General features: G+C 61.0%; 24 protein-coding genes. 12 read left to right on the forward strand and 12 right to left on the reverse strand.

The features are described from left to right. The coding region (locus AC1DTN_RS24750; RefSeq protein ID WP_477923015.1) for a cobalamin-dependent protein at positions 1–455 on the forward strand (455 nt) is incomplete at its 5' end. 1 nt (position 456) lies between these two features. Here the strand turns inward: AC1DTN_RS24750 and AC1DTN_RS24755 are convergent. After that, positions 457–1617, reverse strand: coding sequence for a fumarylacetoacetate hydrolase family protein (locus AC1DTN_RS24755; protein ID WP_439018188.1), 1161 nt, complete (start codon positions 1615–1617; stop codon positions 457–459). A gap of 368 nt (positions 1618–1985) precedes the next feature. On the opposite strand from AC1DTN_RS24755, the gene AC1DTN_RS24760 reads away from it, so the two are divergent. The 3 genes from AC1DTN_RS24760 to AC1DTN_RS24770 are packed head-to-tail and all read left to right on the forward strand — an operon-like array spanning position 1986 to position 4525. Beyond that, positions 1986–2996 (forward strand): Gfo/Idh/MocA family protein, encoded by a 1011-nt coding sequence (locus AC1DTN_RS24760; protein ID WP_113319605.1) that lies wholly within the window; start codon positions 1986–1988, stop codon positions 2994–2996. Between the two features lie 10 nt (positions 2997–3006). Further along, positions 3007–4104, forward strand: coding sequence for a Gfo/Idh/MocA family protein (locus AC1DTN_RS24765; RefSeq protein ID WP_477923018.1), 1098 nt, complete (start codon positions 3007–3009; stop codon positions 4102–4104). Between the two features lie 10 nt (positions 4105–4114). Continuing rightward, entirely contained in the window at positions 4115–4525 is a 411-nt protein-coding gene (locus AC1DTN_RS24770) for a VOC family protein (protein ID WP_113319651.1), read from the forward strand. 61 nt (positions 4526–4586) lie between these two features. Here AC1DTN_RS24770 and cydX read toward each other — a convergent pair whose 3' ends face one another. The 7 genes from cydX to AC1DTN_RS24805 form a co-directional block, all read right to left on the reverse strand. After that, positions 4587–4709, reverse strand: a complete 123-nt coding sequence (gene cydX, locus AC1DTN_RS24775) for a cytochrome bd-I oxidase subunit CydX (protein WP_007815879.1) — start codon at positions 4707–4709, stop codon at positions 4587–4589. Positions 4710–4721: 12 nt separating this feature from the next. Then, a complete protein-coding gene (gene cydB / locus AC1DTN_RS24780) occupies positions 4722–5876 on the reverse strand; it encodes a cytochrome d ubiquinol oxidase subunit II (RefSeq protein WP_113319603.1) in 1155 nt (384 codons plus the stop codon). 6 nt (positions 5877–5882) lie between these two features. Beyond that, positions 5883–7460 carry a cytochrome ubiquinol oxidase subunit I gene (locus AC1DTN_RS24785; RefSeq protein WP_477923020.1) on the reverse strand — a complete coding sequence of 526 codons (1578 nt, stop codon included), beginning with the start codon at positions 7458–7460 and terminating at the stop codon, positions 5883–5885. A 77-nt stretch (positions 7461–7537) separates the two neighbouring features. Then, a complete protein-coding gene (locus tag AC1DTN_RS24790) occupies positions 7538–9229 on the reverse strand; it encodes an amino acid ABC transporter ATP-binding/permease protein (protein ID WP_477923022.1) in 1692 nt (563 codons plus the stop codon). Further along, complete coding sequence (gene cydD, locus AC1DTN_RS24795; protein WP_477923024.1) at positions 9226–10932, reverse strand: thiol reductant ABC exporter subunit CydD; 1707 nt, start codon at positions 10930–10932, stop codon at positions 9226–9228. Before cydD ends, AC1DTN_RS24790 begins: the two co-directional genes overlap by 4 nt. A 4-nt stretch (positions 10933–10936) precedes the next feature. Beyond that, positions 10937–11512 (reverse strand): GbsR/MarR family transcriptional regulator, encoded by a 576-nt coding sequence (locus AC1DTN_RS24800; protein ID WP_037098473.1) that lies wholly within the window; start codon positions 11510–11512, stop codon positions 10937–10939. Between the two features lie 249 nt (positions 11513–11761). Further along, positions 11762–12361 (reverse strand): HupE/UreJ family protein, encoded by a 600-nt coding sequence (locus AC1DTN_RS24805; RefSeq protein WP_113319599.1) that lies wholly within the window; start codon positions 12359–12361, stop codon positions 11762–11764. Positions 12362–12604: 243 nt separating this feature from the next. On the opposite strand from AC1DTN_RS24805, the gene AC1DTN_RS24810 reads away from it, so the two are divergent. Further along, positions 12605–13636: a hydroxyacid dehydrogenase gene (locus AC1DTN_RS24810; protein WP_439018185.1), complete on the forward strand. Its 1032-nt coding sequence runs from the start codon at positions 12605–12607 to the stop codon at positions 13634–13636. Here AC1DTN_RS24810 and AC1DTN_RS24815 read toward each other — a convergent pair. From AC1DTN_RS24815 to AC1DTN_RS24825, 3 genes are all read right to left on the reverse strand, one after another. Continuing rightward, positions 13633–14646, reverse strand: coding sequence for a Tim44 domain-containing protein (locus AC1DTN_RS24815; RefSeq protein ID WP_113319597.1), 1014 nt, complete (start codon positions 14644–14646; stop codon positions 13633–13635). The genes AC1DTN_RS24810 and AC1DTN_RS24815 overlap by 4 nt on opposite strands. 81 nt (positions 14647–14727) lie before the next feature. Further along, positions 14728–15186 (reverse strand): YbaK/EbsC family protein, encoded by a 459-nt coding sequence (locus AC1DTN_RS24820; protein WP_439018183.1) that lies wholly within the window; start codon positions 15184–15186, stop codon positions 14728–14730. A 227-nt stretch (positions 15187–15413) separates the two neighbouring features. Then, positions 15414–15596: a hypothetical protein gene (locus AC1DTN_RS24825; protein ID WP_113319595.1), complete on the reverse strand. Its 183-nt coding sequence runs from the start codon at positions 15594–15596 to the stop codon at positions 15414–15416. Between the two features lie 561 nt (positions 15597–16157). Between AC1DTN_RS24825 and AC1DTN_RS24830 the strand changes: the two genes are divergently transcribed. From AC1DTN_RS24830 to AC1DTN_RS24860, 7 genes are all read left to right on the forward strand, one after another. Next, on the forward strand, positions 16158–17504 hold the full coding sequence (locus tag AC1DTN_RS24830; protein ID WP_439018182.1) for an extracellular solute-binding protein: 1347 nt from the start codon (positions 16158–16160) through the stop codon (positions 17502–17504). 69 nt (positions 17505–17573) lie between these two features. Further along, positions 17574–18875, forward strand: a complete 1302-nt coding sequence (locus tag AC1DTN_RS24835) for an ABC transporter permease subunit (RefSeq protein ID WP_439018181.1) — start codon at positions 17574–17576, stop codon at positions 18873–18875. Positions 18876–18878: 3 nt separating this feature from the next. Next, entirely contained in the window at positions 18879–19721 is an 843-nt protein-coding gene (locus AC1DTN_RS24840) for a carbohydrate ABC transporter permease (RefSeq protein ID WP_439018180.1), read from the forward strand. Further along, on the forward strand, positions 19721–20770 hold the full coding sequence (locus AC1DTN_RS24845; protein ID WP_439018179.1) for an ABC transporter ATP-binding protein: 1050 nt from the start codon (positions 19721–19723) through the stop codon (positions 20768–20770). Before AC1DTN_RS24840 ends, AC1DTN_RS24845 begins: the two co-directional genes overlap by 1 nt. A 3-nt stretch (positions 20771–20773) precedes the next feature. Further along, positions 20774–21547: a glycerophosphodiester phosphodiesterase gene (locus AC1DTN_RS24850; protein WP_439018178.1), complete on the forward strand. Its 774-nt coding sequence runs from the start codon at positions 20774–20776 to the stop codon at positions 21545–21547. Then, positions 21531–22538 (forward strand): LacI family DNA-binding transcriptional regulator, encoded by a 1008-nt coding sequence (locus AC1DTN_RS24855; protein ID WP_439018177.1) that lies wholly within the window; start codon positions 21531–21533, stop codon positions 22536–22538. The genes AC1DTN_RS24850 and AC1DTN_RS24855 overlap by 17 nt, the downstream gene beginning before the upstream one ends. Beyond that, positions 22538–23353, forward strand: coding sequence for an inositol monophosphatase family protein (locus tag AC1DTN_RS24860; protein ID WP_113319588.1), 816 nt, complete (start codon positions 22538–22540; stop codon positions 23351–23353). Before AC1DTN_RS24855 ends, AC1DTN_RS24860 begins: the two co-directional genes overlap by 1 nt. Here AC1DTN_RS24860 and AC1DTN_RS24865 read toward each other — a convergent pair whose 3' ends face one another. Then, positions 23354–24208 carry a glycerophosphodiester phosphodiesterase gene (locus tag AC1DTN_RS24865; RefSeq protein ID WP_439018176.1) on the reverse strand — a complete coding sequence of 285 codons (855 nt, stop codon included), beginning with the start codon at positions 24206–24208 and terminating at the stop codon, positions 23354–23356. Positions 24209–24428 lie beyond the last annotated feature (220 nt).

A 24428-nucleotide genomic window follows, 5' to 3' on the forward strand; every position in this document is an offset into this window, starting at 1 on the left:
AGCTTGACGTGCTCAAGGTGCGTATGGCGGAAGTGACCGAGGCGATGGGTAGAAAGCCTAAGATCATGGTCGCCAAGCTCGGCCAGGACGGACATGACCGCGGCGCCAAGGTCATTGCCTCGGCCTTCGGCGATGTCGGTTTCGATGTTCTGGCCGGCCCGCTGTTCCAGACGCCGGAGGAGGCGGCCGGCATGGCGCTCGGCGAGAAGGTCAATGTCATCGGTGTCTCGTCGCTGGCGGCCGGTCACCGGACGCTGCTGCCGCAGCTTATCGACCGGCTGAAGGAGCAGGGCGGCGGCGATATCATCGTTGTCTGCGGCGGCGTCATTCCCCGGCAGGATTATGAATTCCTGCACGAACACGGCGTTGCCGCCGTGTTCGGTCCGGGTACCAATGTGCTTGAGGCCGCGAATTCCGTTCTCGACCTCCTGCAGGGGATCAGGCGAAACCAGTAGCTCAGAGCAATCCGCGCTTTGCGAGGTTGCTCATCAGCGTGGAGATGCCGAAGGTCCAGGGCGGGCATTCCGTCGAAAGCCTGACGGTATTGACCAGCGCGCCGAGACCGGCGGACGAGATTTCCACGACGTCGCCGATCTTGTGGGTGAAGCCCTGGTTCTTCGCATCGCGGTCCTGCGTCGGCGCAAAGAGGGTGCCGAGGAACAGCAGGAATCCGTCGGGGTACTGATGGTGAGCACCAACCGTCTGCTTGACGAGATCGGTCGGGTCGCGGCTGATCTGTGACATGGAGCTCTTGCCGTGCAGCACGAAACCGTCTTGGCCGGTGACCTTTAGGTCGAGCTCGGCCTTGCGCACGTCGTCGAGACTGTAGCTCGCGTCAAACAGTCGAATGAAAGGTCCGATCGAGCAAGAGGCGTTGTTATCTTTCGCCTTGCCGAGCAGCAGCGCGGAGCGGCCTTCGACGTCACGCAGGTTCACGTCATTGCCGAGTGTCGCACCCTTTATCTCGCCGCGGCTATTGACCGCCAGCACGATTTCCGGCTCCGGATTGTTCCAGGTCGAGATCGGATGAAGACCGACGTCGGAACCCCAGCCGACGGAAGAGAGCACCGGAGACTTGGTGAAGACTTCGGCATCCGGGCCGATGCCGACTTCGAGATATTGCGACCAGATGCCTTCCTCGATCAGCGCCTGCTTCACCTTGGCAGCTTCGGGCGAGCCGGCCTTGATGTTGGTCAGGCTGCCGCCGATCAGCGTGCTGACGCGCTCGCGGATCGAGGCGGCGCGATCCGGGTTACCGGCCGCCTTCTCCTCGATGACGCGTTCGATCATCGACTGTGCGAATGTTACGCCGCAGGCCTTGATCGCCTGCAGGTCGGCCGGCGCCAGAAGATAAGCCTTGCTCGCATCCGGCTTGCCGGTGCTGTTGGCGGCGATCGCTTCCAGCGTGCCGAGCGTTTTACCGGCGGCGGCCCGGACGAACTCTGCGGCATCGGCTCGTTCCAGCAGCGCGCTCAGCGTCGGCGCTTCGGGGGAGGTGATATCGACAAGTGCGCCGTCGCGAAGCGTCACGACGCTCGGTCCGACAACATTAGGATTCCAGGCGCGGCCGACAAACAGGCCGCCCGAAGCGGTCGCATCGAGGGGAGAATGGGACATGGTGATCTTCCGTCACAGGGCGGAGCGGGGAGCGCTCCTGCAGAAAGGGATAGCTGCCGTCCTCCTACCCGACGGCTTGCGAAAATCGAGCATATTCATCGGGCAAGAGCAAGTCTCAGCGGGCGAAAAGCGGTTCGCATCGGCGGCTTGCGCCCGCGACGCAATGGAGCACCCAAGCGGCATTTCATCATAACTTATAACTATTTAGATACAAAATAACCGTTCTATTTCATATATTTACCAATGCGGCAAAAGAGTTTTGCCGCTGATCTTGCCTTGACAGGGCCTCTCTTTCGCTGTCTGTTTTGCACTATGGAGAAGGGTCGGCGGCTGCCGATTCCGGAAATTTCGCGGGAGGAAATACTGCGATGCTGAGATTTGCCGTCGTCGGGATCGACCATGGGCACACGTTCGATCATGTGAAGGGACTGCTGGCCGCGGGTGCCGAATTCGTCGGCTATTGCCCGCAAACGACTGTGCCTGCAATCCGCGAAATGTTCGAGAAGACCTATCCGGATGCGCCTCAGATCGATCGCGAGAAGATCTTCGCCGATCCCTCGATCGACGTCATCTGCATTGCCGCCATTCCGCGCGACCGCGCTGGCCTTGCCATCCGCGCCATGAAGGCTGGCAAGGATGTGATGACCGACAAGCCGGGTGTCACGACCTTTGCCCAGCTGGAAGAGGTCAAACGTACTGTTGCCGAGACCGGCAAGATCTTCTCCATCTGCTTTTCCGAGCGCCATTGCGTGCGCTCCGCCGTCAAGGCCGGCAAGCTGGTGAAGGAAGGGGCGATCGGCAAGGTCATCCAGACGCTCGGCATGGGGCCGCACCGCTTGCAGCTGCCGACACGGCCGGACTGGTTCTTCGATCCGGAAGCCTTCGGCGGCATCATCGTCGATATCGCTTCGCATCAGGTTGATCAGTTCCTGTTCTACACCGGCTCGACGACGGGTGAGGTGGTCGCAAGCTCCGTTGGTAATTTCGGCATGCCGGAAAAACCTGATTTCCAGGATTTCGGCGAAGTGCTGCTGCGTTCCGACAAGGCAAGCGGTTATGTCCGCGTCGACTGGTTCACGCCGGAGGCGCTGCCCACCTGGGGCGACGGACGCCTGACCATTCTCGGCACCGAAGGTTATATCGAGCTGCGCAAATATATCGATATCGCCGGCCGGCCCGGCAAGGATCATCTCTTCCTCGTCAACGGCAAGGAGATGACGCATATCGATTGCAGCGGCGAGAAGCTCGACTATTTTGATGCCTTTGCCGCCGATGTAAGCGACCGCACCGAAACGGCGATGACGCAGAACCACGTTTATGAGGTCTGCCGCCTTTCAATCGAAGCACAGACCAAGGCCGCCCGCATCGGCACCCGCTGAGGAAAACATCATGACACGGAAACTGCGCGTGGGCGTCATCGGCGCGGGCATTGCAGAACGGCATCTGACAGGCTTCGGCTGGAACCGCGATCTTTTCGAGGTTCCCGTTCTCTGCTCTCTCGACGCGGATCGCGRCCAGCCGCTCTGTGAGGAGCACAAAATTCCTGAATATACCCAGGATACGGATTCGCTCTTCACACGCGACGATCTCGATATCATCGATATCGCCACGCCGCCGAGCTCACATTTCGAGCTTTGCAAAAAGGCAATCGAAAGCGGCAAGCACGTGATATGCGAAAAGCCGCTCTTCGGTTCCATCGCCGAAGTGGACGAGATGGCGCGCATCCTGGCGCGTTCGAACGGCCGCAAGCTGATGCCGATCTTCCAGTATCGTTACGGCAGCGGCCTGCAGAAGCTGAAGCTGTTGATCGAGCGCGGCCTGGCCGGCAAGCCGTTCCTCACCACCATCGAAACGCATTGGTGGCGCGGGCCGGACTATTATGCCGTGCCGTGGCGCGGCAAGTGGGCGACGGAACTCGGCGGCGGCCTGCTCGGCCATGCGATCCATGCCCATGACATGCTGAACTATGTACACGGCCCATGCGCCGAGGTGTTTTCCTATGGCGCGACGCTGGTCAATCCGATCGAGGTGGAAGATACCGCCGCGCTATCGGTGAAGATGCAGAACGGCTCCCTCGCCACGCTCTCCATGACGCTCGGCTCACGCAAGGAGATCTCCAGACTGCGCTTCTGCTTCAGCGATCTCGTCGCCGAAAGCATTCTGGAACCCTACACGATGGGTCGCGATCCCTGGACCTTCATCGCTGGGACCGAGGAACATCAGGCCCGCATCGACGCAGCGCTTGCCGGCTACGAAGCCAAGGAAGACGGTTATACACGGCAGTTCGAGCTGTTCCATCAGGCCCTTATGGAGAGCAACGATCCGCCAGTCACCCTGCAGGACGCGCGCAATTCGCTGGAGCTCGTAACAGCCGCCTATTATTCGCAGCGTACCGGCCAGCCGACGCCGATGCCGATCACGGCCGATCATCCRCTCTATCGTTCCTGGCTGCCGGAAGAAGATCGGCGCGTTGCGGCTGGCGTCTGAGGTAGTGAAGATGCTGAAATCATTCGAACATATCGGTATGACCGTCAGCAATATGGATCGTGCCATCGAGTTCTATTGCGGTCTGCTCGGGCTAAAGTTGCAGCTGCGCAAGCAGATGCCTGATGGCATGCAGGTTGCCTTCCTCGACGCTGGCGGCGGCATGCTGGAAGTTTTCGCCCCGCCTGGCGGGGCCGCTCGCGCGGTCGATCTTCCCGAAGGAACGGCAGGCGTCAAGCACATCACCTTCCATTTCGAGAATGTCGAAGAAACCTTCGCGCAGCTGGAAGCGGCAGGCGTCGAAATCAAGGAACGGCCGCGCTTTGCCGTCCATTCGGAGATGCTGAACAGGATCGCCTTTGTCCGCGATCCCGATGGCATCATTGTCGAGCTTGCGGAGCGGTCGCAGAACCGGCTTGGCTGACAGCTGTGCGGCGATGAGCTGAAAGAAAAAGGGCGCGGTTTGGGCCGCGCCCTTCAATTCTTTATCGGCGTTCGCCCGATGCCTTTTTCTTGGCTTCGTCATCCACCAGCTCGTACCATATGGCGTTGAGGACGGCGAAGGCGGCTGCCAGCGGCAGGCCGAGTATCCATGCGAAATACCACATCGTTTCGTCTCCTCAGTAAGCGTGGCTGTTTTTGTCGGTGATGCTCTTCTCGTCGACCTTGCCCCACAGCACCTTGTAGACCCAGGCGGTGTAGGCAAAGATTATCGGCAGGAAGATGACCGTAACCACCAGCATGATGAAGAGCGTCTGGTGGCTCGACGACGCATCCCAGACCGTCAGGCTCGACCTCGGATCGAGCGAAGAGGGCAGGATGAAGGGGAACATCGACAGACCGACCGTCGAGATGATGCCTGTTATCGAGAGGTCGCTGAAGAGCAGGGTCATGACTTCCAGCCGTGCTCGCATGGCAAGGAAGGCGGCCGCCGCACCCAGGAAGCCGAGTACCGGAGCGGCGATCATCCAGGGATGGGTGACGTAATTGGCAAGCCATGCACCGCTTTCCAGCGCCACCGTCTTCAGAAGCGGGTTCGACGGGCCGACCGGACTGATATCGCTGGTGATGCGATAACCGCTGACACCGGCCCAGAGCCATAGGCCGCCGAGCGCAAAGAGCACGATGACCACAAGCGCTGCGATGCTGCCGAAGCGCCGGGCGCGATCGGCAACCGGCCCTGTTGCCTTCAGCACCAGCCATGCGCTGCCATGCATTACCAGCATGGCGACGGAAAGCAGGCCGCAGAGAAGGGCATAGGGGTTCAGAAGCGCGAAGAACGAGCCCTCGTAGAAGATCCGCATATCGTCCGCGAAGCGGAAGGGAATGCCTTGCAACACGTTGCCGACGGCAACGCCGAAGATCAGCGACGGCACGAAACCGCCGATGAAGAGCGCCCAGTCCCAGCCGTTTCGCCAGCGCGCGCTGTCGCGCTTGGAGCGATACTTGAAGCCGACCGGACGCAGGATGAGCGCGAAGAGGATCGCAAACATCGCCAGGTAGAAGCCCGAGAAGGAGACCGCRTAGAGCGGCGGCCAGGCGGCGAAGATCGCGCCGCCTGCGAGGATGAGCCAGACCTGATTGCCTTCCCAGGTGGCGCCGATCGTGTTGATGGCGACACGGCGTTCCGCATCGGTCTTGGCGACGAAGGGCAGGAGCGTCCCGACGCCGAGGTCGAAGCCGTCGGTGACGGCGAAGGCGATTAGCAGCACGCCGAGCAGCACCCACCAGATGAGGCGCAGGGTTCCATAATCGATGAGTTCATGAAGGATCATGACAGGTCACTCCGCGGGAACGAGGGTTTCGGAAATGAGCTTGGCTTCCGGTTCGTGGTCCGGTTCCGGGCCCTGGCGGATCGCCCTGAGCATCAGGCTCATCTCGATGATGATCAGGGTCGTGTAGAGTGCGGCAAACCCGATGATGGTGAGCAGCACTGCCCAGGCGCCGTGATTGGAGACGGCAACCGCCGTCGGCAGCACGCCTTCGATCACCCAGGGCTGACGGCCGATTTCGGCAACCACCCATCCGGCTTCGATAGCGATCCAGGGCAGAGGGATGGCAAAGACCGCGATGCGCAGCAACAGCGGATATTTGTCCAGATGTCGGCGGGCCGACAGCCAGAAGAAGGTTGCCGTCAGAACGATGAAGAACATGCCGAGGCCGACCATGATGCGGAACGACCAGAAGAGCGTCGGCACATGCGGGATGGTATCGCGTGCCGCCTGGGCAATCTGTTCGTCGGTCGCCTGACGCGGATCGTCGACATAGCGCTTCAGGAGCAAGCCATAGCCAAGGTCGTGGCCCAGATCTTCGAAGGAGCTCCGGACTTCCTGGGCGACCTGATCCTGGGCCGGGGCGGAACGGATCTGCATCAGCGCATCGTAGGCCTTGATGCCGTCACGGATACGGATCTCGGCCTGCTGTTCCAGCTTGTCGATACCGGGAATTTCCGTCGTCAGCGAGCGCGTGCCGATCAGGCCCATGACCCAGGGGATATGGACGGCGAAATGTGTCTCGCGTGCTTCCTGGTCCGGGAAGCCGAAGGCGGTGAAGGCGGCCGGAGCCGGCTCCGTCTTCCACATGGCTTCGATCGCAGCGAGTTTCATCTTCTGGTTTTCGGTGGCGAGATAGCCGCTTTCGTCACCGAGAACGACCACCGASAGCGCCGMMGCGAGGCCGAAGGAKGCGGCSACCGTCATCGAGCGCTTGGCAAGCTCGATATGCCGGCCCTTCAGCATGTACCAGGCCGAAACGCCGAGCACGAAGATCGAGGCGCAGACGTAGCCGGCTGAAACCGTGTGGACGAATTTCGCCTGGGCGACAGGGTTGAAGACCACGTCGAAGAAGCTGACGATCTCCATGCGCATCGTCTGGGGATTGAGCGCGGAACCGACCGGGTTCTGCATCCAGCCATTGGCGATGAGGATCCAGAGCGCGGAGAAATTTGAGCCGAGCGCCACTGCCCAGGTGGCGACCAGATGGCCGACCTTGGACAGCTTGTCCCAACCGAAGAAGAAAAGGCCCACAAAGGTCGCTTCGAGGAAGAAGGCCATCAGGCCCTCGATTGCAAGTGGCGCACCGAAGATGTCGCCGACATAATAGCTGTAATAGCTCCAGTTCATGCCGAACTGGAATTCCATGACGATACCGGTTGCGACGCCCAGCACGAAATTGATGCCGAAGAGCGTGCCCCAGAATTTCGTCATCTGCCGCCAGATCTGGCGGCCGGTCATGACATAGGTCGTCTCCATGATGGCAAGCAGCACGGAAAGGCCGAGCGTCAAGGGCACGAACAGAAAGTGATAAAGCGCAGTCAGCGCAAATTGGAAGCGCGATAGCGCTACGATGTCTAGTTCCATTGTCTTACTCCCACGGTCCCACGGGGTATCAAGAAGTTTCCGCATGCCGGCTGGCCGTGCGGAGCATGCCTGTTCGCTCAATCCGGCCGAAGCCGGTCGAGCGCCTTTTCGAACGCCGCCTCTCCACGGCGCGAAACTTCTGAGATGCGGCCGTCCTCGATGACGGCGATCAAGTCTGCAAGCGCCGCTTCGCGGCGAATATGTGTGGCAATGACAAGCGCGCGGCCTTCCGCTCTCAGCGCGAGGCGATGCAGCACATCGCGGGCGGTGCGGCCGTCGAGCCCCTCGGTCGGCTCGTCGAGCAGCCAGAGCGGCGTGTCGCGCAGGAAGAGGCGGGCGAGCGCCAGCCGGCGCGACTGGCCGCCGGAAAGCCCCATGCCGCCTTCGCCGAGCGGGGTATCGAGGCCTGATGGCAGCGCATCGACATCGGCAAGCAGGCCTGCGGCTCTGAGCGCGTCTCGCAGTCGGTCATCTTCAACATCGGGCGCCGCGAGCAGCAGGTTGCCGCGCAGCGTGTCCTGGAAAAGCTCGGTGCGCTGGGTGAGCAGCGTTGCGTCGAGCGCTACGGCCATGCCGGCACTTGGCGGCAGTTCGCCTGATAGTAGCGACAGCAGGGTCGATTTGCCGGCGCCGCTGCTGCCGACCAAGGCCATGTGCTCGCCGCGGCGAAGTTCGAGCGTTACGTCCCGCAAGGCCGGCAGAGCCGCTCCATCATGGGCGACGGCCACATTCTGCAGCGCGAAGGCAAGCTCATGGGCCGGAGCCTTGGGCGTGAAATCCGCTTGAATGGCCGAAAGGCGTGGCGCGATCCGCTTCGCCGCTAGCATGGTCCTGCCGAATTCCATCGCGCCGCGGCGCAATGCGGCAAAGGGTTCTGTTGCGGCAAAGGCGACGAGCACGCCGAGTGCCGCAACGGGTGCGGTGATCCTGCCCGTCTGCATYAGCGTCGCTGATGTGAGCAATGCCCCGACCAGAAGGGCGGTCGAGACGAGCCCGAAACCGAAACTCACGCCGGTCTCGATTCTGTTCAGGCGGTCGTCGGCCTTTGCGGTATAGGCGTCCGCGGCGGCGATTGCCTGCTGCTGTGCGGCAAGGCGGTTTGCCATGAGAAGATCGGTCTGCCCAGCGACGAGATCGATGGTCCGCGACCGGATGGTTTCGATGCCGTAGGCGCGGCGGCGAGCGTGCTTCAGTGCCAGCCGGCCGGCGGCGAGTGGCAGACCAAGCCCCACCAGAACGAGGCAAGATCCGAAGAGCAGGCCGAACAGCGGATGCATCAGGCCGAGTGTCACGCTGGCAACAAGTGCCGTGCCGACTGCTACGGCTGCCGGCACCAGGATGCGAAGATAGAGCGAATCCAACGCATCGATATCGGCGGTCAGCCGGAAGAGCAGCCGGGCCGGACGGTTGAGAAGGGCGCGCGCCGCACCGGCAGAGGCCCAGCCGCGAAACAGGCGCTCGCGAAGGGCGGCGAGCACGGCGAGCGTCGCGTTGTGGGTCGTCAGTCTTTCGCCATAGCGTGCAGCCGTGCGCAGGATGGCAAGGAAACGGATGCTGGCCGATGGCGCAAAGACGTCAAAGGTCGCGGCAACGGTTACCGAGAGACCTGCAAGCGCGGTTGCGGTAATGAACCAACCGGATAGGCCGAGCAGGGCGATACCAGCCGTAACGGTCGCCGCCGACAGTGCGGCGCCGAGCAGGAGTTCCTTGCGACGCGTCTGCATGAACAGGCGCAGGACCGGCCTGATATCTCTAAGGAAGTTGGTCATTCGGCAGCCTCCTGAAGACGCTCCGTATCAAGGCGGATGGCGTGGTGCATGCGTGCGGCCAGCAGCGGGTCGTGCGTTGCCACGATCAGCGTGTGGCCCTCCGCAAGAGCAAGCAGGCTCTCGGTGATCTCGGCAGCCGTCTCGGCATCGAGATGCGCGGTCGGCTCGTCAGCGAGGATGATGCGGATATCGGGGTCGCAGGCAGCCCGCGCGATCGCAAGGCGCAGCGCCTCGCCGCCAGAAAGACCGATGCCGCTTTCACCGAGCGGGCGATGTCCATAGGCATTCGCGACACCGCCAAGCCTTGCGAGATCGAGCGCCTTGGAGACTTCTGCCTTGGCGATGCCGGGCCGTCCCAGCGCAATATTGCCGGCAACGGTGCCTGCGAAAATATGCGGCTTCTGGCCGATCCAGGCCATTTTGCCGCGATCTGTCGCTGTGCCGCCAATCAGAACCTGACCCTCATTGCAGGGCGCCAGACCGGCGATCAGCGACAACAGTGTTGATTTGCCGGTACCGCTGGCGCCAAGCAGCGCTACGTGTTCGCCGGCGGCAATATCGAGACTGAAGCCATCAAGGACCGGCGCATGATCCGGCTGATAGCGAAAGCTGATATTTTCCAGGTTGATATTGAGGGCCTCGTTCGCGGCAAAGGCTCCCGCCTCTTCGCGATCGGGAAGCGTCATGCCTTCGGCAGCGAGCCCATCCAGCGCCTTCAGCGCGGCCTCGCCCGAGGCACGGTCATGCCAGACGGCGGAGAGTTCACGCAGCGGCTCGAAAAAGGCCGGTGCCAGCAGCAGGACGAACAGGCCTTGCGAAAGGTCAAGGCCGCCCGACCAGGCGCCAAAGCGGATTTCGCCGAGCAGGCTGAAGCCGACATAGACGGCGGTCATCGCGACCCCGAGTGCCGAAAAGAGTTCGAGCACAGCCGAAGACAGGAAAGCGATCTTCAGCACTGTCATGGTGCGCGTGCGAAGCGATTCTGCTTCCGCGCGAAGCCTGCGCGCTGTGGCATCGACCGCGTTCAGAGAGCGGATCGTCGCAAGACCGCGCAGCCGGTCGAGCAGGAAAGCGTTGAGGCCGCCCGTTGCGACGAGTTGCTTTTCGCTCGCAGTCTGCGCGCGCCAACCAATCAGCGCCATGAAGATCGGAATGAGCGGCGCCGCAAACAGCAGCACGAGCGCGGCGATCCAGGAGATCGGAAAGATGCAGCTAAGGATGATGAGCGGCACAAGGCTTGCCTTCATCCGCGCCGGCTGGAAACGAGAGAGATAGGGCACGATCAGCTCAGCTTGTTCGCCGAGAACGCTGGCGGCCTCACCCGACGCAGGGCGCCCGGCATCAACAGGCGAAAGACGGGCAAGCAGGCGGATGGCAGTGGCGCGTTTTTCGCTGAGTTCAGCGCGTGCCGCACGAAAAGCAAGGCGGCCGCCGGCCGCATCGAGACAGCTTTTGACGACGCCGAGCAACAGGATGAAGAGTGCCGGCCAGAGGATATCGGCAGGGCTTCCACCATCGGCGAGCCGGCCGACGGACCAGGCGAGCAGGCCTGCCTGGGGAATCCAGAGGGCAGCCGCAAACGCTTGCAGCATCGCTGCGCCGCGTAGGCGGCTTTTGGTCTTGGACGGCTTGCGTGCCGCGGCCTTACGATCCGGTATCCCGGACACTTGCTGGTTTCTCGCGTCGAAGAAAGCACTACCCATGGCGCTAACTCTTGTTCGCAGGATTGGGACGGCGGCGGCCAAGCGAAACGACTCTGTCCTTGGCCTCCAGCAATTTGGTCACTTTCGCACCTAGTGAGAGTAACGTCGCAAGCCTTTCTGTTTCAAGTTGTTTTACGTCTTCATACCAATGCGTCAGCTGTTCGATCAGCGTGTGCATCTCGCTCATACGCTCCTGCGCATGGCGTTCGGCCTCGCTCGCCGGGCGCTGCATGAGGATCTCGCGCAGCACAGATAATGTGGGATCGACCTCGCGCTTCTTGCGCTCTTCGGCAAGCGTTCTGAGAATCAGCCAGACATCGTCGGGTGTGGTGAAGAAGTCGCGCCGGTCATCCGGCTTGTGGCGCAGAATCACTAGGTTCCAGGCCTGCAATTCGCGAAGGCTCATGGAGACGTTCGAGCGCGATATGCCGAGCGCATCGACGATCTCCTCGGCGCAAAGCGGCGAAGGCGAGACGTAGAGTAGGGCATAGATCTGGCCGACCGTGCGATTGATGCCCCAGCGGGAACCCATTTCACCGAAGTGCAGGACAAAGGACTGAACGAGAGGCGGAAGGTTCATTGTCGTTTCCGTTATATCTGTTATTTCAGAAATTTCTGAAATCACTATACAGACTTTCGCGTTTATGCCGCAATTGCCCAGCTTGACCTGCGTCAATTTGGATACATGCTTCGGTGGTCTGTTTCTTCATAGACCGGCGTCGCGCGCCTGAAATTGACTTGAGTCAAATCGCGCAAATATAAAACGCCCGACAGACAAGTGTCTGCCGGGCGCCAAATGCCATATAAATTTATCGGAGAGGCGTGAGCCTCAGATCAGGCCGGTCAGGATGCCGACGCCGGCAACTGCCGCAAGGCCGCCTGCGGAACGCACGACAAAGGCGCCCTGACGCTCGCCGAAGCGGGCGATGAGGAAGCCGATGCCGAGCCCGACTGCATGCAGCAGAGCGGTTGCGATCATGAAACCTACGGCATAGGCAGCGCCGCCGGCATTTTCAGGCATCTCGACGCCATGCGCGTGGCCGTGGAAGATTGCAAACAGGCCGACAATCGCCATCGCGACTGCTGTCGAGGCACGGATGTTCAGCGCGACGACAGCGCCGAGCACGATGACGGAAAGCGCAATGCCGGTCTCGACGAAAGGCACATTGATACCGGCAATGCCGAGCGCGCCACCGAAGGCCATGACGAGCACGAAGGTCGCGGGCACGGCCCAGAGAGCGCGGCCGCCAAGCTGGAAGGCGAGAACGCCGACCATGACCATGGCAAGGATGTGATCGAGGCCGGAGATAGGATGGCTGAAACCATGGACAAGGCCGGCCGTCTCACCGACGCCGGTATGGGCATAGGCGACTGCCGGGAGCGCTGCGGTGGCGAGCGTAAGGACGCCGCTCTTGAAGATTGATTTCATTGTGGAATTCCCTCCGAGCTTTTAGATCCTGCGGCCGCCGACCCCTCAGGCACGGTTTCAAGTCGCGTCGCCAAGCTAGTCCAGCGAGATTTTATCGTCAACGAAAAGCATGAAAATAAATAGGAATTTCAATTGCTTATATCATAGGCAATTGCCTTTTTGAAGGGCGGCTTCACAAGGGGCGCTCAACCGGATTATCAATCATCTTGCGGAGGTGTGCCGCCGCGTCTCGAGGAGGACCCCATGACGAATACCGAAAGGCCGCTGGCGATCAGCGCGCCGGAGCCGCGTACGCTCGACCTGATCTTCAGCGATAAGGCGCGCGCCGAACTCAACGCCAAATATGAGATCGTCGAGGCCGATCCCGAAAACATCGCTGGCCTCGACGATGATGTCATCGGCAAGGCGCGCTACATCATCGGCCAGCCACCGCTTTCTGCGGAAACGCTTGGTCGTATGCCGCAGCTCCGCTCGATCCTCAATGTCGAGAGTAATCTCCTCAACAACATGCCCTACGAGATCCTCTTCCAGCGCGGCATTCATGTGGTGACGACAGGACAGGTCTTTGCCGAGCCGGTGGCGGAGATCGGTCTTGGCTTTGCGCTCAGCCTCGCCCGCGGCATCGTCGATGCCGATGTGGCTTTCCGGGAAGGCAATGAACTCTGGGGCGGTGAGGGCAATACAAGCGCCCGGCTAATATCCGGTTCCGAGATCGGCATTGTCGGTTTCGGCGATCTCGGCAAGGCGCTGCGGCGGGTTCTGTCGGGCTTTCGCGCCAGGATCAGGGTTTTCGATCCCTGGATGCCACGCTCGATCCTGGAGGAAAATGGCGTCCAGCCCGCGAGCCTGAACGAAGTGCTGACACAGAGTGATTTCGTTTTCGTCGTAGCATCGGTCACCAGCGAGAACAGGGGCTTCCTTGGTGCGGATGCGTTTGCCAGCATGCGCAAGGGTGCCGCCTTCATCCTGCTCAGTCGCGCCGATGTCGTGGATTTCGACGCGCTGATGGCCGCCGTCGCGTCAGGCCACATCGTTGCGGCAAGCGATGTCTATCCGCAGGAGCCGTTGCCGTCAGACCATCCGGTGCGGAACCTCAAGGGCTTCATCCGCTCGGCCCATCGGGCCGGTGCACTCGATATCGCCTTCAAGAGGATGGGCGACATGGTGCTTGAGGATATGGATCTGATGGACCGCGGCCTGCCGCCGATGCGCTGCAAGCGGGCGGAGCGCGAAACGGTGTCCCGCATGCGCTCCAAACCCGTTTCGGTTAATTAAGCAGCGCGCTGGCCGGTGCCCTGGATGGCGGCAAGCTTCCAGTCGGCGCCGGACTTGCGCACGAAGGTCCAGACCTCAGTGCTTTCGCTCGGGCGGCGGTCGTCGCCCGAGACGAGGCGACCGCTGTTACGCTCGACCATGGCGTCGATCGAGGAGTAGCGCATCGCAAGCGTCGCATATTCCAGCCCGTCGTCGCGCCAGGCTTCGGCGATATCGCCCTGTAGCAGCTTGACGTCGGTAACCTGGTTGCGGACGCCGTTGGTCGCGTTCTCGCCGAGTTCTTCAGCAAGGTAGGACATGGCTTCCGGCGTCGTCAGGCGGCGCAGCGCACCGTAATCCTCCGCGCCATAAGCGGTCTGAATCTTGGTCAGCAATTCCTCGAACTGATCGAGGTCGGCCTGGGCAAGGCCGATCTCATCGCTCGGCCGTGCGTTGTGCTGCTGTTGGCCGCTGGAGCCCGAACCGATTGCCGGAATATGGAAGGACGAACCGCCATTGGCCGGCGACATGCCATAGGACTGCGGTCCGCCATAGCTCTGGCCGCCTGCGCTGTAGGACGGCTGGCGGCGATTGGCGAAGAAGCGCATGGCAAGGGTGATCGCTCCGAAGATCAGCGCGATCTGCAGGAGCATGCCGAGGAAACCGAAGCCGCCGCCGAAACCGTGGCCGAGCAGCATACCGAGCAGACCGCCAGCAATCAGGCCGCCGATCATCGAACGGCCGAAGCCGCCAAAGAAGCCGGGGCGCTGCTGGGCGTAGCCGGGTTGTTGTGTGTTATAGGGCGTAGTTGTCTGCGGGCGCGGCGTCATCGAGCGCTCAATGGGCGCAACCGGGGCAGGAGCAGTCTGCGTGACCGGAGGCGCGCTGAAGGTACGCGTGCCGCGGCTTCCGAATCCGCCGAATCCACCGGCGCGGCGCGCATCGGCATCACCGATCGAAGCAAAGACGGTAGCGCTCGCAAGAACGGCAATCGCCGCGATCCTGGCAAAACGCGAAACGGCAGTGGGCATTCGTTCATCTCCTATCATGCGCTGAATGGCATGTCGGTACCTAATATAGGTATTCTTTCTGCGCTGTGAAGTTATGCGCCGCTACTGGCAGACGTCGACCCATTCGGCCCGGGTGATTTCCGCCAGTCTTTCGGTGGGGATGCGCACCGCGGAATTGGTCGAGCCGGCGGCCGGAACGACCTCATCGAACTGCTTCAGCGACATGTCGCAATAGATCGGCAAGGGTGCCGGCAGGCCGAAGGGGCAGACGCCACCGACTGGGTGGCTCGTCACCGCCAGCACTTCCTCCGCGTCGAGCATGCGCCCCTTGCCGCCGAAGGTGTCCTTGAACTTCCTGTTATCAAGACGCGCCATGCCGCTCGCCACGATCAGCATGATGCGATCACCGACGCGCAGGCAGATCGTCTTGGCGATCTGCGCCGGCTCGACGCCATGCGCTTCTGCGGCGAGGGTGACTGTCGAAGAGCTGCCGGCGGTTTCGATGATGGCAATGTCGGGGGCGTTGGCGGCGAAGAAGGTGCGAACGGATTCGAGGCTCATGGGATGGATACTTCTGGATGAACAGCCGACAAGGGACCGCGAAGCGGCATGGGGATTCATGCGTTCAACTTAATATCTCAATTTCAGAAAATTCAATCGCTTGGTTTACAGAGACGATTTCGGGTGCTTCGAAAGGCCACCCGGATTGCCGGCCGCAAGCTGGCGGGATGATCTGAAAGAGGATCACCCGCCAGCTGATCGCTGGTAAGGTTTGCAAAGTGTGGGACTTACTCATCGAACAGAGCAAGATCACGGCGCAGCCATGGTGGGAAAGCTTCGACGCTGTTCACGACGCGACGACGTCTCCACCGGGCAATGATGGTTGCGACGAGAATTTCTCTAAAGCTGAAGCGCGAGCAGAGCTCGCTCACGGATGTCGCCAGGCTCTCGCCGGCGTGTTGATTGTTCATGATCAAATGCGGCCAGAATTCTGGACCGCCCTTCCTTCAAGCTGAATGTGCGCAGCAAGATCAGGCGCAGTCGTTATCGCTGCCAGGCGCTGCGTGCGAAACGGGTGCCATCTTTGGATGGTGAAGCTTGAAAGACCCCGAATAGGGGCAAGGGTTGGGAGCTTCGAAGGCTATGCCAAAGAGGCGTGGGACGAAGAAATATCTGTCATTGCACGCCTCCGTTGTTGAACAGCTCCGGCGAGATTACTAGCCGATTGAGAAAAGGTAGGCAAGAGCTTGAATATGGACGCAGGGTCCGTGTCGCGGTCGATGACCGGCGTCGTTGCGTCCTTTGATATCAATTTCCACCGGCAGCTGAACTGGCGTTTCCATCAGCGATTGACCACGTCGAGAACATCGTCATAATAATTTTGCACACGTGCTCAATTTTGTCATTCGGCCGTTACGTTCGCCCCCTAGAGCGGGATACGCCACGTTTTCGTGGGGCTATCGGAACGGCCATCAACACCAGTGATGACCCGTCAAGAGGCCTCACACTGCTCTTCTAGGGAGACGAAGAAGATGACCATTTTGCCGACACTGAAATCCCTTACCATTGCGGCCGCAATCCTGGCCTCGACCTCTGCATTTGCGCTTGCCAAGGATGTTCACATCAGCGTCTGGGCTGGTGGTACCGGCCCGAACGACGTTTATCGCCTCGATGCCATTGAGATCGCCGCTCAGCAGCTTCAGCGCGAAGCTGCTTTGAAGGGCGAAGATCTGAAGATCATTGTTGAAAAGACCCCTTACTCCGGTTGGGATGATTTCAAGCAGGCGCTGACGCTTGCCGCCGAAGCCAAGAAGGCTCCGAATATCGTCGTCAGCGGCCATGAAGACATCGCTCCCTGGTCGCAGGCCGGCCTCATCGTTCCTGTGGAGGATTATGTCGACCTCGACTCCTGGCCGCTCAACGACATCTACGAAAACCTGATGCAGATCGCCTCCTACAATGGCTCGGTCTACGGCATCCCGCAGGATGCAGAATCCCGCCCGATGCTGTTCTGGAAGCCGCACATGAAGGCGATCGGCTACAGCGATGCTGACCTCGACGCGCTGCCGCAGAACGTCCAGGACGGCAAGTACACGATGAAGAACTTGCTCGAAGACGCCAAGAAGATGCAGGACAAGGGCCTCGTACAGCCCGGCTACGGCTTCTATCCGCGCACCAGCAACGGTCCTGATTACTGGCAGTTTTACACCTCATTCGGCGGCGTCATGGAAGAAAACGGCAAGCTCGTTTTCGACAAGGCTGCGATGAAGCGCACGTACCAGTTCTTTGCTGATGCCGTTGCTTCCGGCGTCACCAAGAAGAACCACATCGGCATGCCGGGCGACCAGTGGTGGAAGGAAGTCTCCAGCGGCAAGGCCGGCATCTGGGACGCCGGCACCTGGCACTATGCCCGCATGGTCAACCAGGAAGGCCTGAAAGACTTCTTCGGCAACATCGCCTTCACGCTGATTCCGGCTGGCGAAGGCGGCAAGGCCAACACGCTGACGCACCCTCTCGTTTACCTGCTGACATCGGGTCATAGCGACGAGGACACGCAGATCGCAGCCCAGCTGATCACGATCGCTTCGGAGCCGCGCACCAATGCGCTGCACGCTATCAAGTCGGCGCATCTCGGTGTCTCCAAGTCCGAATCAGCCGTTGATTTCTACGCCGCCAATCGCTGGGCCCGCGAGGCGACGGAGCGACTGCTGCCCCACGCCAACGCGATGCCGAACAATTCCGATTTCGGCACCTACTGGAACATCATGTGGAAGAACCTTGAAGCATCCTGGACCGGCGCCAAGACTGTCGACGCCGCCGTCAATGATGCCGAGAGCGAGCTGAAGAGCACGCTCGGCGACAAGATCGTCATCCGCTAAGATCGGCGCACTCTGCCGGAAGGCGGCCGCAACGCCGCCTTCCGGAGCGTCGTCCATGAGGGGACTTCCATGAAATCGTCCAGAACGCTTGGGCTGGTGATGATCGCACCTGCGGCGATCATGATCCTTCTGTTCTTCCTGCTACCGGTCGTTCTGACCGCCGTCTTCTCGATGACGAACATGACGACGGCGACCGGCATTTCCGGCGGCGTCTACCAGGTCGCGCCGAATTCGCTGATCACGCTCAAATCGACCATGCCCGATATCGCCGATCAGCTGGGCGAGCCGCGCTACACGATCGACGAAGCTGGCCTCAAGGCCGTCGAAGACCTGAGCCTCTCGTCAGCCATCGTCTCGGAACTGCGCGATAAGCATATGAACGAGGTCTTCCCATCACGCCGCGAAATCGAGCGCATGATCAAGGACCTGAACGAGCGCCCCTCGACGCGCGAGGTCAAACAAATTTCCGACCAGTTCAACCGCTCGGTCGTCAATGCCCGATTCGACAGCAAGGACGAGCTTTTCTCCGCCCTCGATACGCTCGGCTTCAAGCTGACGCCCGACCAGAAGGAACAGGTCGCCAAGGCCGCCTATACCGGTTGGGTGTGGACATCTGACAATTTCTCGCGCATGGCCTCCTCGCCGGATATGGCCCGCGTGCTGCTGAATACAGTGCTCTACGTCGCGCTGGTGCTGGTCATTTTTAATGTCGGCTATGCGCTGCTGCTTGCCATCTGGACGCATTACATGCCGGCGGCACCGGCTTCCTTTTTCCGGGGTGTCTGGCTACTGCCGCGCATCACGCCCGTCGTCATCTATGTCATGCTCTGGAAATGGCTTGCCTGGGATACCGGCTTCATTTCCACGCTGATGGGCAATTTCGGTTATCCGCCGAAGAATTACCTACTCGACAATGCCTATAATGCCTGGGTCTTCGTTGTCATGATCAATGGCTTCATCGGCGCCTCCATGGGCATGCTGGTTTTCTCGTCGGCAATGAAGGCTATTCCGAAGAGCCAGTTCTATGCGAGCGAGGTTGACGGCGCGTCGCGCTGGCAGCAGATCCGCTACATCATCTTGCCGCAGATGCGCTGGCCGATCCTCTTCGTCACCTGCTACCAGACGCTCTCGCTGCTCGCCTCCTTCAACGAAATCCTGCTTTCGACGAACGGCGGACCCGGCAGGGCGACCGAAATCTGGGCGCTCGCCGCCTACCATACGGCGCTCAACAACTACGCCGGCAACCTGGAATACGGTCTCGGCGCCGCCATGGCCCTCGTGCTTGTGGTTATCGGGGTGACATTGTCTCTGATCTACCTGCGCATCTTCAACTACGGCACACTTGTCTCCAAGCCGCTGATCGAGGACTGATCCATGGCCGAAAAAGCGCAACCCTCCGCGAATTTCAGCAGTTGGCCGGTCATCGCCATGCTCGCCGTCGTCAGCCTGCCGCTGCTTTTGATGTACGCCTATTTCTTCATCGACACGGTAACGGTGAAAGAGGCCGGCTCGCTCATACCCTCCAGCTTCACCCTCCAGCACTGGCGCTTCCTGTGGCAGACGACCGAAGGCAAGCCGAACATCTGGATCGTGACGCTCAATACGCTGCTTTTCGCCAGCTCCACGACGAGCGTGGTCGTCATCGTCTCGTCGATGGCAGGCTATGTGCTCTCGCGGCTCAATGTACCTGCGCGCGGCTTCTTCCTTGCCGGTGTCATGGTGCTCCACGCCTTCCCGTCGGTAACGCTGATCATCGCCATCTTCATCGTGCTGCAGATGATCGGCCTCTACAATTCCCTGATCGGCGTCATCCTGGTCAAGGCGGCGATTGATCTGCCGCTCGGCATCTGGTTGATGAAGGGCTTCTACGACACGGTGCCCTGGGAAATAGAGATGGCTGGCGTCGTCGATGGCGCTTCGCGGTTCCGGGTCTGGCGTAGCCTCGTTCTGCCGCAGGTCGGTCCGGGCATCATGGCGCTCGGCCTCTTCTCGTTCCTGTCCGGCTGGGGCGAATTCATCCTGCCGCAGGTGCTGGCGCCCGGCAATCAGGTGCAAGTGCTCTCGGTCTATCTCGCCGGCTTCCTCGCCGACGATAACAATTATGATTTCAACATGTTCAAGGCGGTAGGCCTCTTCTACGTCATCCCGGTTCTGATCGCCTACGCACTCTTCCACAAATATCTCATGAACATCTATGGCGGCGGGAGCAAAGGCTGATGCGTATCCTCCTCGACAATTTTTCGAAGAGCTTCGGCTCCACCAAGGTCATCGAGAACATGAATCTCGAAGTCGGCAGCGGCGAGATGCTGGCGCTTCTCGGGCCCTCGGGCTGCGGCAAGTCCACAACGCTGTTTGCCATCTGCGGCATCCATCGCCCGACCGGCGGCCGTATTCTCTTTGGCGACCGGGACGTCACCGACCTGCCGAGCCAGATGCGCAATGTCGGCGTCGTCTTTCAGTCCTATGCGCTCTATCCGCATATGACGGTTGCAGAGAACATCGGCTTTCCGCTGAAGGTGAAGGGCGTCAATGCGGCCGATATCCGCAAGGAGGTCGAGCGCATTTCCGGCCTCGTGCAGATCGGCAATCTGATGGAGCGCCGGCCAGCCCAGCTTTCCGGCGGCCAGCAGCAGCGCGTAGCCCTTGCCCGTGCGCTGATCCGCAAGCCGGACGTCCTGCTGCTCGACGAGCCGCTTGCCAATCTCGATGCCAAGCTTCGCCTCGAAATGCGTTCGGAAATTCGCCGCATCCAGCGCGAGACGGGCATCACCGCCATCCTAGTCACCCATGATCAGGTGGAAGCGATGAGTATGTGCGACCGCATTGCCATCATGAAGGAAGGCGAGATCGTGCAGATCGCGACGCCGGCCGAGATGTATAGCGACCCGCGCACTGCCTTCGTCGCCGGCTTCCTTGGCAATCCGCCGATCACCTTCCTGCGTGGCGTGATGAAGGATGGCGCTTTCGCCATGCCGGAAAGCGAGATCCGCGTGCCGGTATCGGTCCAGGCCGCCGAGGGCACCAAGCTGACGCTCGGCGTGCGCCCCGAACATTTCAATCCGGCCGGCGACATCGCCGTTCCCGGCAAGGTCACCTTTGCCGAAACGCAGGGCCGCGAGAACCTTTACGACGTGCAGCTTGCCGGCGGCTCGCTGCTGCGGTCCATTCAGCCGGTCCGCAATGACATCACCGTCGGCGACGAGGTGAAGTGGGCGATCGACAGCCGAGGCGTATTCGTCTTCGATGAAGAAGGCCGGAGGCTCTGAGCGATGCGTGACTTCTCGTCTTTTTTCGAACGTTATGATTGGCCCTCGAACAAGGGATATCTGCCTTTCTGCATCGGCCATCGCGGTGCAAGTGGCCATGAGCGGGAGAATACCCTCGAAGCCTTCCAGCGCGCTGCCGAACTCGGCGCGGAAATGTGGGAGCTCGACACGCAACTCACCAAAGATGGTGTGGTTGTCGTTTCCCACGACGATCATCTCGAGCGCGTCTTCGGTATCGACCGCCGAATTTCCGAGATGACGGCGGCCGAGCTTGCTGCTCTCGAAGGCGTCAACGTTCCGACCTTCGAGGCGGTCGCAGCCCTTGGACGGCGGACCAATACAGGCCTCTATATCGAGCTCAAGGCGCCGGGCACGGGGCTTCGGTGCTGGAAGCATCTTATTGAGAAAAACCAGCGCTTTGCCTGCCTCGGCTCTTTCGATACCGCGCAAGTGCGTGAGCTTCGCGATGCGGGCTGCGATTACCCGCTCTCGGTACTGGTCCGTGTTGGCCACGATCCGCACGCAGCTGGCGATGAAGCCGGCGCCGATATCCTGCACCTTTGCTGGGAAAGGGCCGGCGAGCGCCCGCAGGATCTGGTCACAGGAGAGCTGATGCGGCGAGCCTTCGGCGAAAGCCGTGAAATCGTGCTGTGGCACGAGGAACGGCCGGCCATTTTGTCCGACATCATGAAGCTTCCGGTACTCGGCATCTGTACGGACCTGCCCGATCTGATGCGCCCGGCCGCCAGGGATGAGAAGCATGGCAGACAAGGATAACAAGGGACCGAGGAAGGTCACGTCCTTCGACGTGGCACGTGTGGCGGGCGTCTCGCGCGCTGCCGTTTCGCGCGCTTTCACCCCGGATGCCAGTGTTTCGCCGAAGACGCGCGAGAAGGTCTATCAGGCGGCCAAGGATCTCGGCTACCGGGTGAACTATCTGGCTCGCAGCCTCACCAACAAGCGTTCCGATCTCGTCGGCCTTGTCGCCGCCGGCCTCGATAACCCGTTCCGCACGCTGCAGATCGAGCATCTGGCGCGGGTGCTGATCGCCCGCAATTTTCGCCCGATCCTGTTGCCGACCTCGAAGGAGGCGGACACCTCGACCGTCATCGGCCAGCTTCTGCACTATGCCGTCTCCGGCGTCATCGTCACATCGGACGCGCCGCCGACGGAGATCTGCGAGCAATGCGCAGCCGAAGGTGTGCCGATCGTGCTGATCAACAAGGGCGACGATATTCCCTTCGTCGACCGCATCATTTCCGATGATCGCATGGCAGGCCATCTCGCTGCCACGCATCTGATCGAAAGCGGCGTCAGGGCGCCGGCGGTCATGGCGGCGCCCGCTATCTCCTATACGGCAAGGCGGCGCGGTGAAGCCTTCATGACGGCCTGTCGGCAACTCGGCCTCGAGCCGCGCATGATCGAATTGAAAATCAACGACTATAAGAGCGGCCACGACGCGGCCGCCGATCTTGTTTCGCTCGGTATTGACGGTCTGTTCTGCGCCAACGACTACATGGCCTGCGGCGTGATCGACCGCATCATGAAGGGGCTTGGCCGCGACGATGAGCCGCCGCTACGCATCATCGGCCATGATGACATTCCGCAGGCCAGCTGGTCTGCCTATGACCTTACGACCATCCGCCAGCCCTGCGATTTCCAGGCCGAACAAACGGTCGATCTGCTGATGACCCGCATGTCCGAACCGGATATGACCGCCCGCGTCGAATTTACCCCCGTGACGCTGATTAAAAGAAGGACTGCTTGATGAATTCCGCATTCGATGCCTCTGCTCTAACCGCGCGGGCGGAGGTCGCAATCGACGTGGCCCGCAAGGTTGGACGCGAGGCTGCGCGCTTCAGGCGTGAAGGACACCCAGGCACGCTGCATGTCGAAAACAAGGGATTGCAGGATTTCGTTACCGTCGCAGACAGGCAGGCAGAACAGTCGATCCGCGAAGGGCTGCTGGTGCGCTTTCCAGACGACACATTCATGGGCGAGGAAACCGGCGGCGAGTCCGGCTCTGCCGGCACCTGGGTCGTCGATCCGATCGACGGCACGACAAATTATATCAGAGGCTTTCGTCACTGGGGCGTCTCCATCGCCTTCGTCGTTGGTGGCAAGGTGGAGATCGGCGTGGTCTATGATGCGGCCAACGACCAGGTTTTCTCCGCGATCCGCGGCCGTGGCGCCTTCAAGGAGAGCCAGCCGATCCACGCTGCTCCGACGACCGATCCTGCCAATGCGATCGTCGTGCTCGGCCATTCGCGCAAGACGAGCTTTGACGACTATGCGGCGCTCTCCAAGCGGCTCTACGAGCGCGGCATGGATTATCGCCGCATGGGTGCAGCCGCAGTCGATCTCGTGCGCGTGGCGGAAGGTGTTTCAGACCTCTTCTACGAACGGCACCTGAATGCCTGGGATATGCTGGCTGGCGCGCTGATCGCCTCGGAGGCCGGTGCGAAGGTCGCCATTCCACCTGTCGATACGCTGCTGGAGGATGGCGGTCCTGTTATCGCCCATTCGCCTGGACTGGCAGAAGAATTCGCCTTCCTCGTCGAGTTCGAAGGTCTGGCGGGCTGATCAGCCCGCCATGCGCTTCAGCCACGCCCGCTCGGTCGCCAGGGCTTCGTCCGTGGTGATCTGATCCGGCTTCAAAGTGACCAGTGCCGAGAAGTTCGTCCACTCCGCATCGCTGAAGCCGCCGTCGGGATCTTTCAGTGTGAAGGTCCAGGCGTCGACCAGCTTGGCCTCGCTGTGGCAGAGCGCGATCATGTCGAGGCCGGCCTTTGCGGCATCGAGCAACATCGGCCAGTAAAGGTAGATTGTTTCCGGCTCCGTCGGGCCGCGCAGATCTGCAAGCAGTTCCTTTTCGACCGCTTTCCAGCCTTCGGCTTTGGCGATATCGCCGAGTTTGTTGGTGGGGTCGATGCCGCGGCGCAGATGCGGCAGCTTGTCCTTGACGGCCAGGATTAGCTCCGGACTTCCAGCGCTGACGATGACGGAGGCGGAAATCTGCTGCAGGTGTTCTGCAAGATGGGCGATGCCCTTTTCGCCGATCGCCTCGTAATCGTCTTTCATATCGAACTGCAGCAGCGCGTCCGGATGGGCCGATTGCAGCATGGCTGCCAGATCCTCGCTGTAGAGGAGCGGACGATTGCCGTCCTTCATGCGCAGGTCGCGCAGATCCGCAAGGCTCTTTTGGGCAATGAGACCGCGCCCGGTCGTCTCGCCTTCCAGCTCCTTATCATGCAGCACGACGAAACCACCATCGGCGCGCACCCGCAGGTCGAGCTCCATCGAAGCGCCGGCCTTGAAGCCTTCGGCCATCACCTCGGCCGAAAACAGCGGGTCGGCCATACGCCGGCGCAGCCGGTGCCACTTCAGCAGGGGCGAATGGCCTTCAAACTCTATCCGAAGTCCGCCTGTATCGGTCATTCCATCATCCTCGACCTATTCGTCTCGGCTTCTTCGTGCATCGGAAAGGTTCGATTCTCAAGGGTCGGTGGAAGATTAGGCTTGATCTCGCGGCCGCGGCCCCTCTTTACCGAACAAAGCCTTTTTCGTGCGCCAGTCTTCCCGTGGCATCTGCATGCGGCACAACAGTGCAAATTAGAATACTAATTTTGTAGACAATGTTCCCTGGCCCAGCGATCCG

Source organism: Rhizobium sp. 01T444 (assembly GCF_056398305.1).

What these genes read in the sequence shown, in the direction of transcription:
- AC1DTN_RS24840 (WP_439018180.1), top strand. Translation starts at nt 18,879, where the DNA reads ATGGCCGAAAAAGCGCAACCCTCCGCGAATTTCAGCAGTTGGCCGGTC.
- AC1DTN_RS24855 (WP_439018177.1), top strand. Translation starts at nt 21,531, where the DNA reads ATGGCAGACAAGGATAACAAGGGACCGAGGAAGGTCACGTCCTTCGAC.
- AC1DTN_RS24835 (WP_439018181.1), top strand. Translation starts at nt 17,574, where the DNA reads ATGAAATCGTCCAGAACGCTTGGGCTGGTGATGATCGCACCTGCGGCG.
- AC1DTN_RS24805 (WP_113319599.1), bottom strand. Translation starts at nt 12,361, where the DNA reads ATGAAATCAATCTTCAAGAGCGGCGTCCTTACGCTCGCCACCGCAGCG.
- AC1DTN_RS24845 (WP_439018179.1), top strand. Translation starts at nt 19,721, where the DNA reads ATGCGTATCCTCCTCGACAATTTTTCGAAGAGCTTCGGCTCCACCAAG.
- AC1DTN_RS24850 (WP_439018178.1), top strand. Translation starts at nt 20,774, where the DNA reads ATGCGTGACTTCTCGTCTTTTTTCGAACGTTATGATTGGCCCTCGAAC.
- cydD (WP_477923024.1), bottom strand. Translation starts at nt 10,932, where the DNA reads ATGGGTAGTGCTTTCTTCGACGCGAGAAACCAGCAAGTGTCCGGGATA.
- AC1DTN_RS24865 (WP_439018176.1), bottom strand. Translation starts at nt 24,208, where the DNA reads ATGACCGATACAGGCGGACTTCGGATAGAGTTTGAAGGCCATTCGCCC.
- AC1DTN_RS24815 (WP_113319597.1), bottom strand. Translation starts at nt 14,646, where the DNA reads ATGCCCACTGCCGTTTCGCGTTTTGCCAGGATCGCGGCGATTGCCGTT.
- AC1DTN_RS24830 (WP_439018182.1), top strand. Translation starts at nt 16,158, where the DNA reads ATGACCATTTTGCCGACACTGAAATCCCTTACCATTGCGGCCGCAATC.
- AC1DTN_RS24770 (WP_113319651.1), top strand. Translation starts at nt 4,115, where the DNA reads ATGCTGAAATCATTCGAACATATCGGTATGACCGTCAGCAATATGGAT.
- AC1DTN_RS24760 (WP_113319605.1), top strand. Translation starts at nt 1,986, where the DNA reads ATGCTGAGATTTGCCGTCGTCGGGATCGACCATGGGCACACGTTCGAT.
- AC1DTN_RS24820 (WP_439018183.1), bottom strand. Translation starts at nt 15,186, where the DNA reads ATGAGCCTCGAATCCGTTCGCACCTTCTTCGCCGCCAACGCCCCCGAC.
- AC1DTN_RS24860 (WP_113319588.1), top strand. Translation starts at nt 22,538, where the DNA reads ATGAATTCCGCATTCGATGCCTCTGCTCTAACCGCGCGGGCGGAGGTC.
- cydX (WP_007815879.1), bottom strand. Translation starts at nt 4,709, where the DNA reads ATGTGGTATTTCGCATGGATACTCGGCCTGCCGCTGGCAGCCGCCTTC.
- AC1DTN_RS24755 (WP_439018188.1), bottom strand. Translation starts at nt 1,617, where the DNA reads ATGTCCCATTCTCCCCTCGATGCGACCGCTTCGGGCGGCCTGTTTGTC.
- AC1DTN_RS24810 (WP_439018185.1), top strand. Translation starts at nt 12,605, where the DNA reads ATGACGAATACCGAAAGGCCGCTGGCGATCAGCGCGCCGGAGCCGCGT.
- AC1DTN_RS24800 (WP_037098473.1), bottom strand. Translation starts at nt 11,512, where the DNA reads ATGAACCTTCCGCCTCTCGTTCAGTCCTTTGTCCTGCACTTCGGTGAA.
- AC1DTN_RS24825 (WP_113319595.1), bottom strand. Translation starts at nt 15,596, where the DNA reads ATGAACAATCAACACGCCGGCGAGAGCCTGGCGACATCCGTGAGCGAG.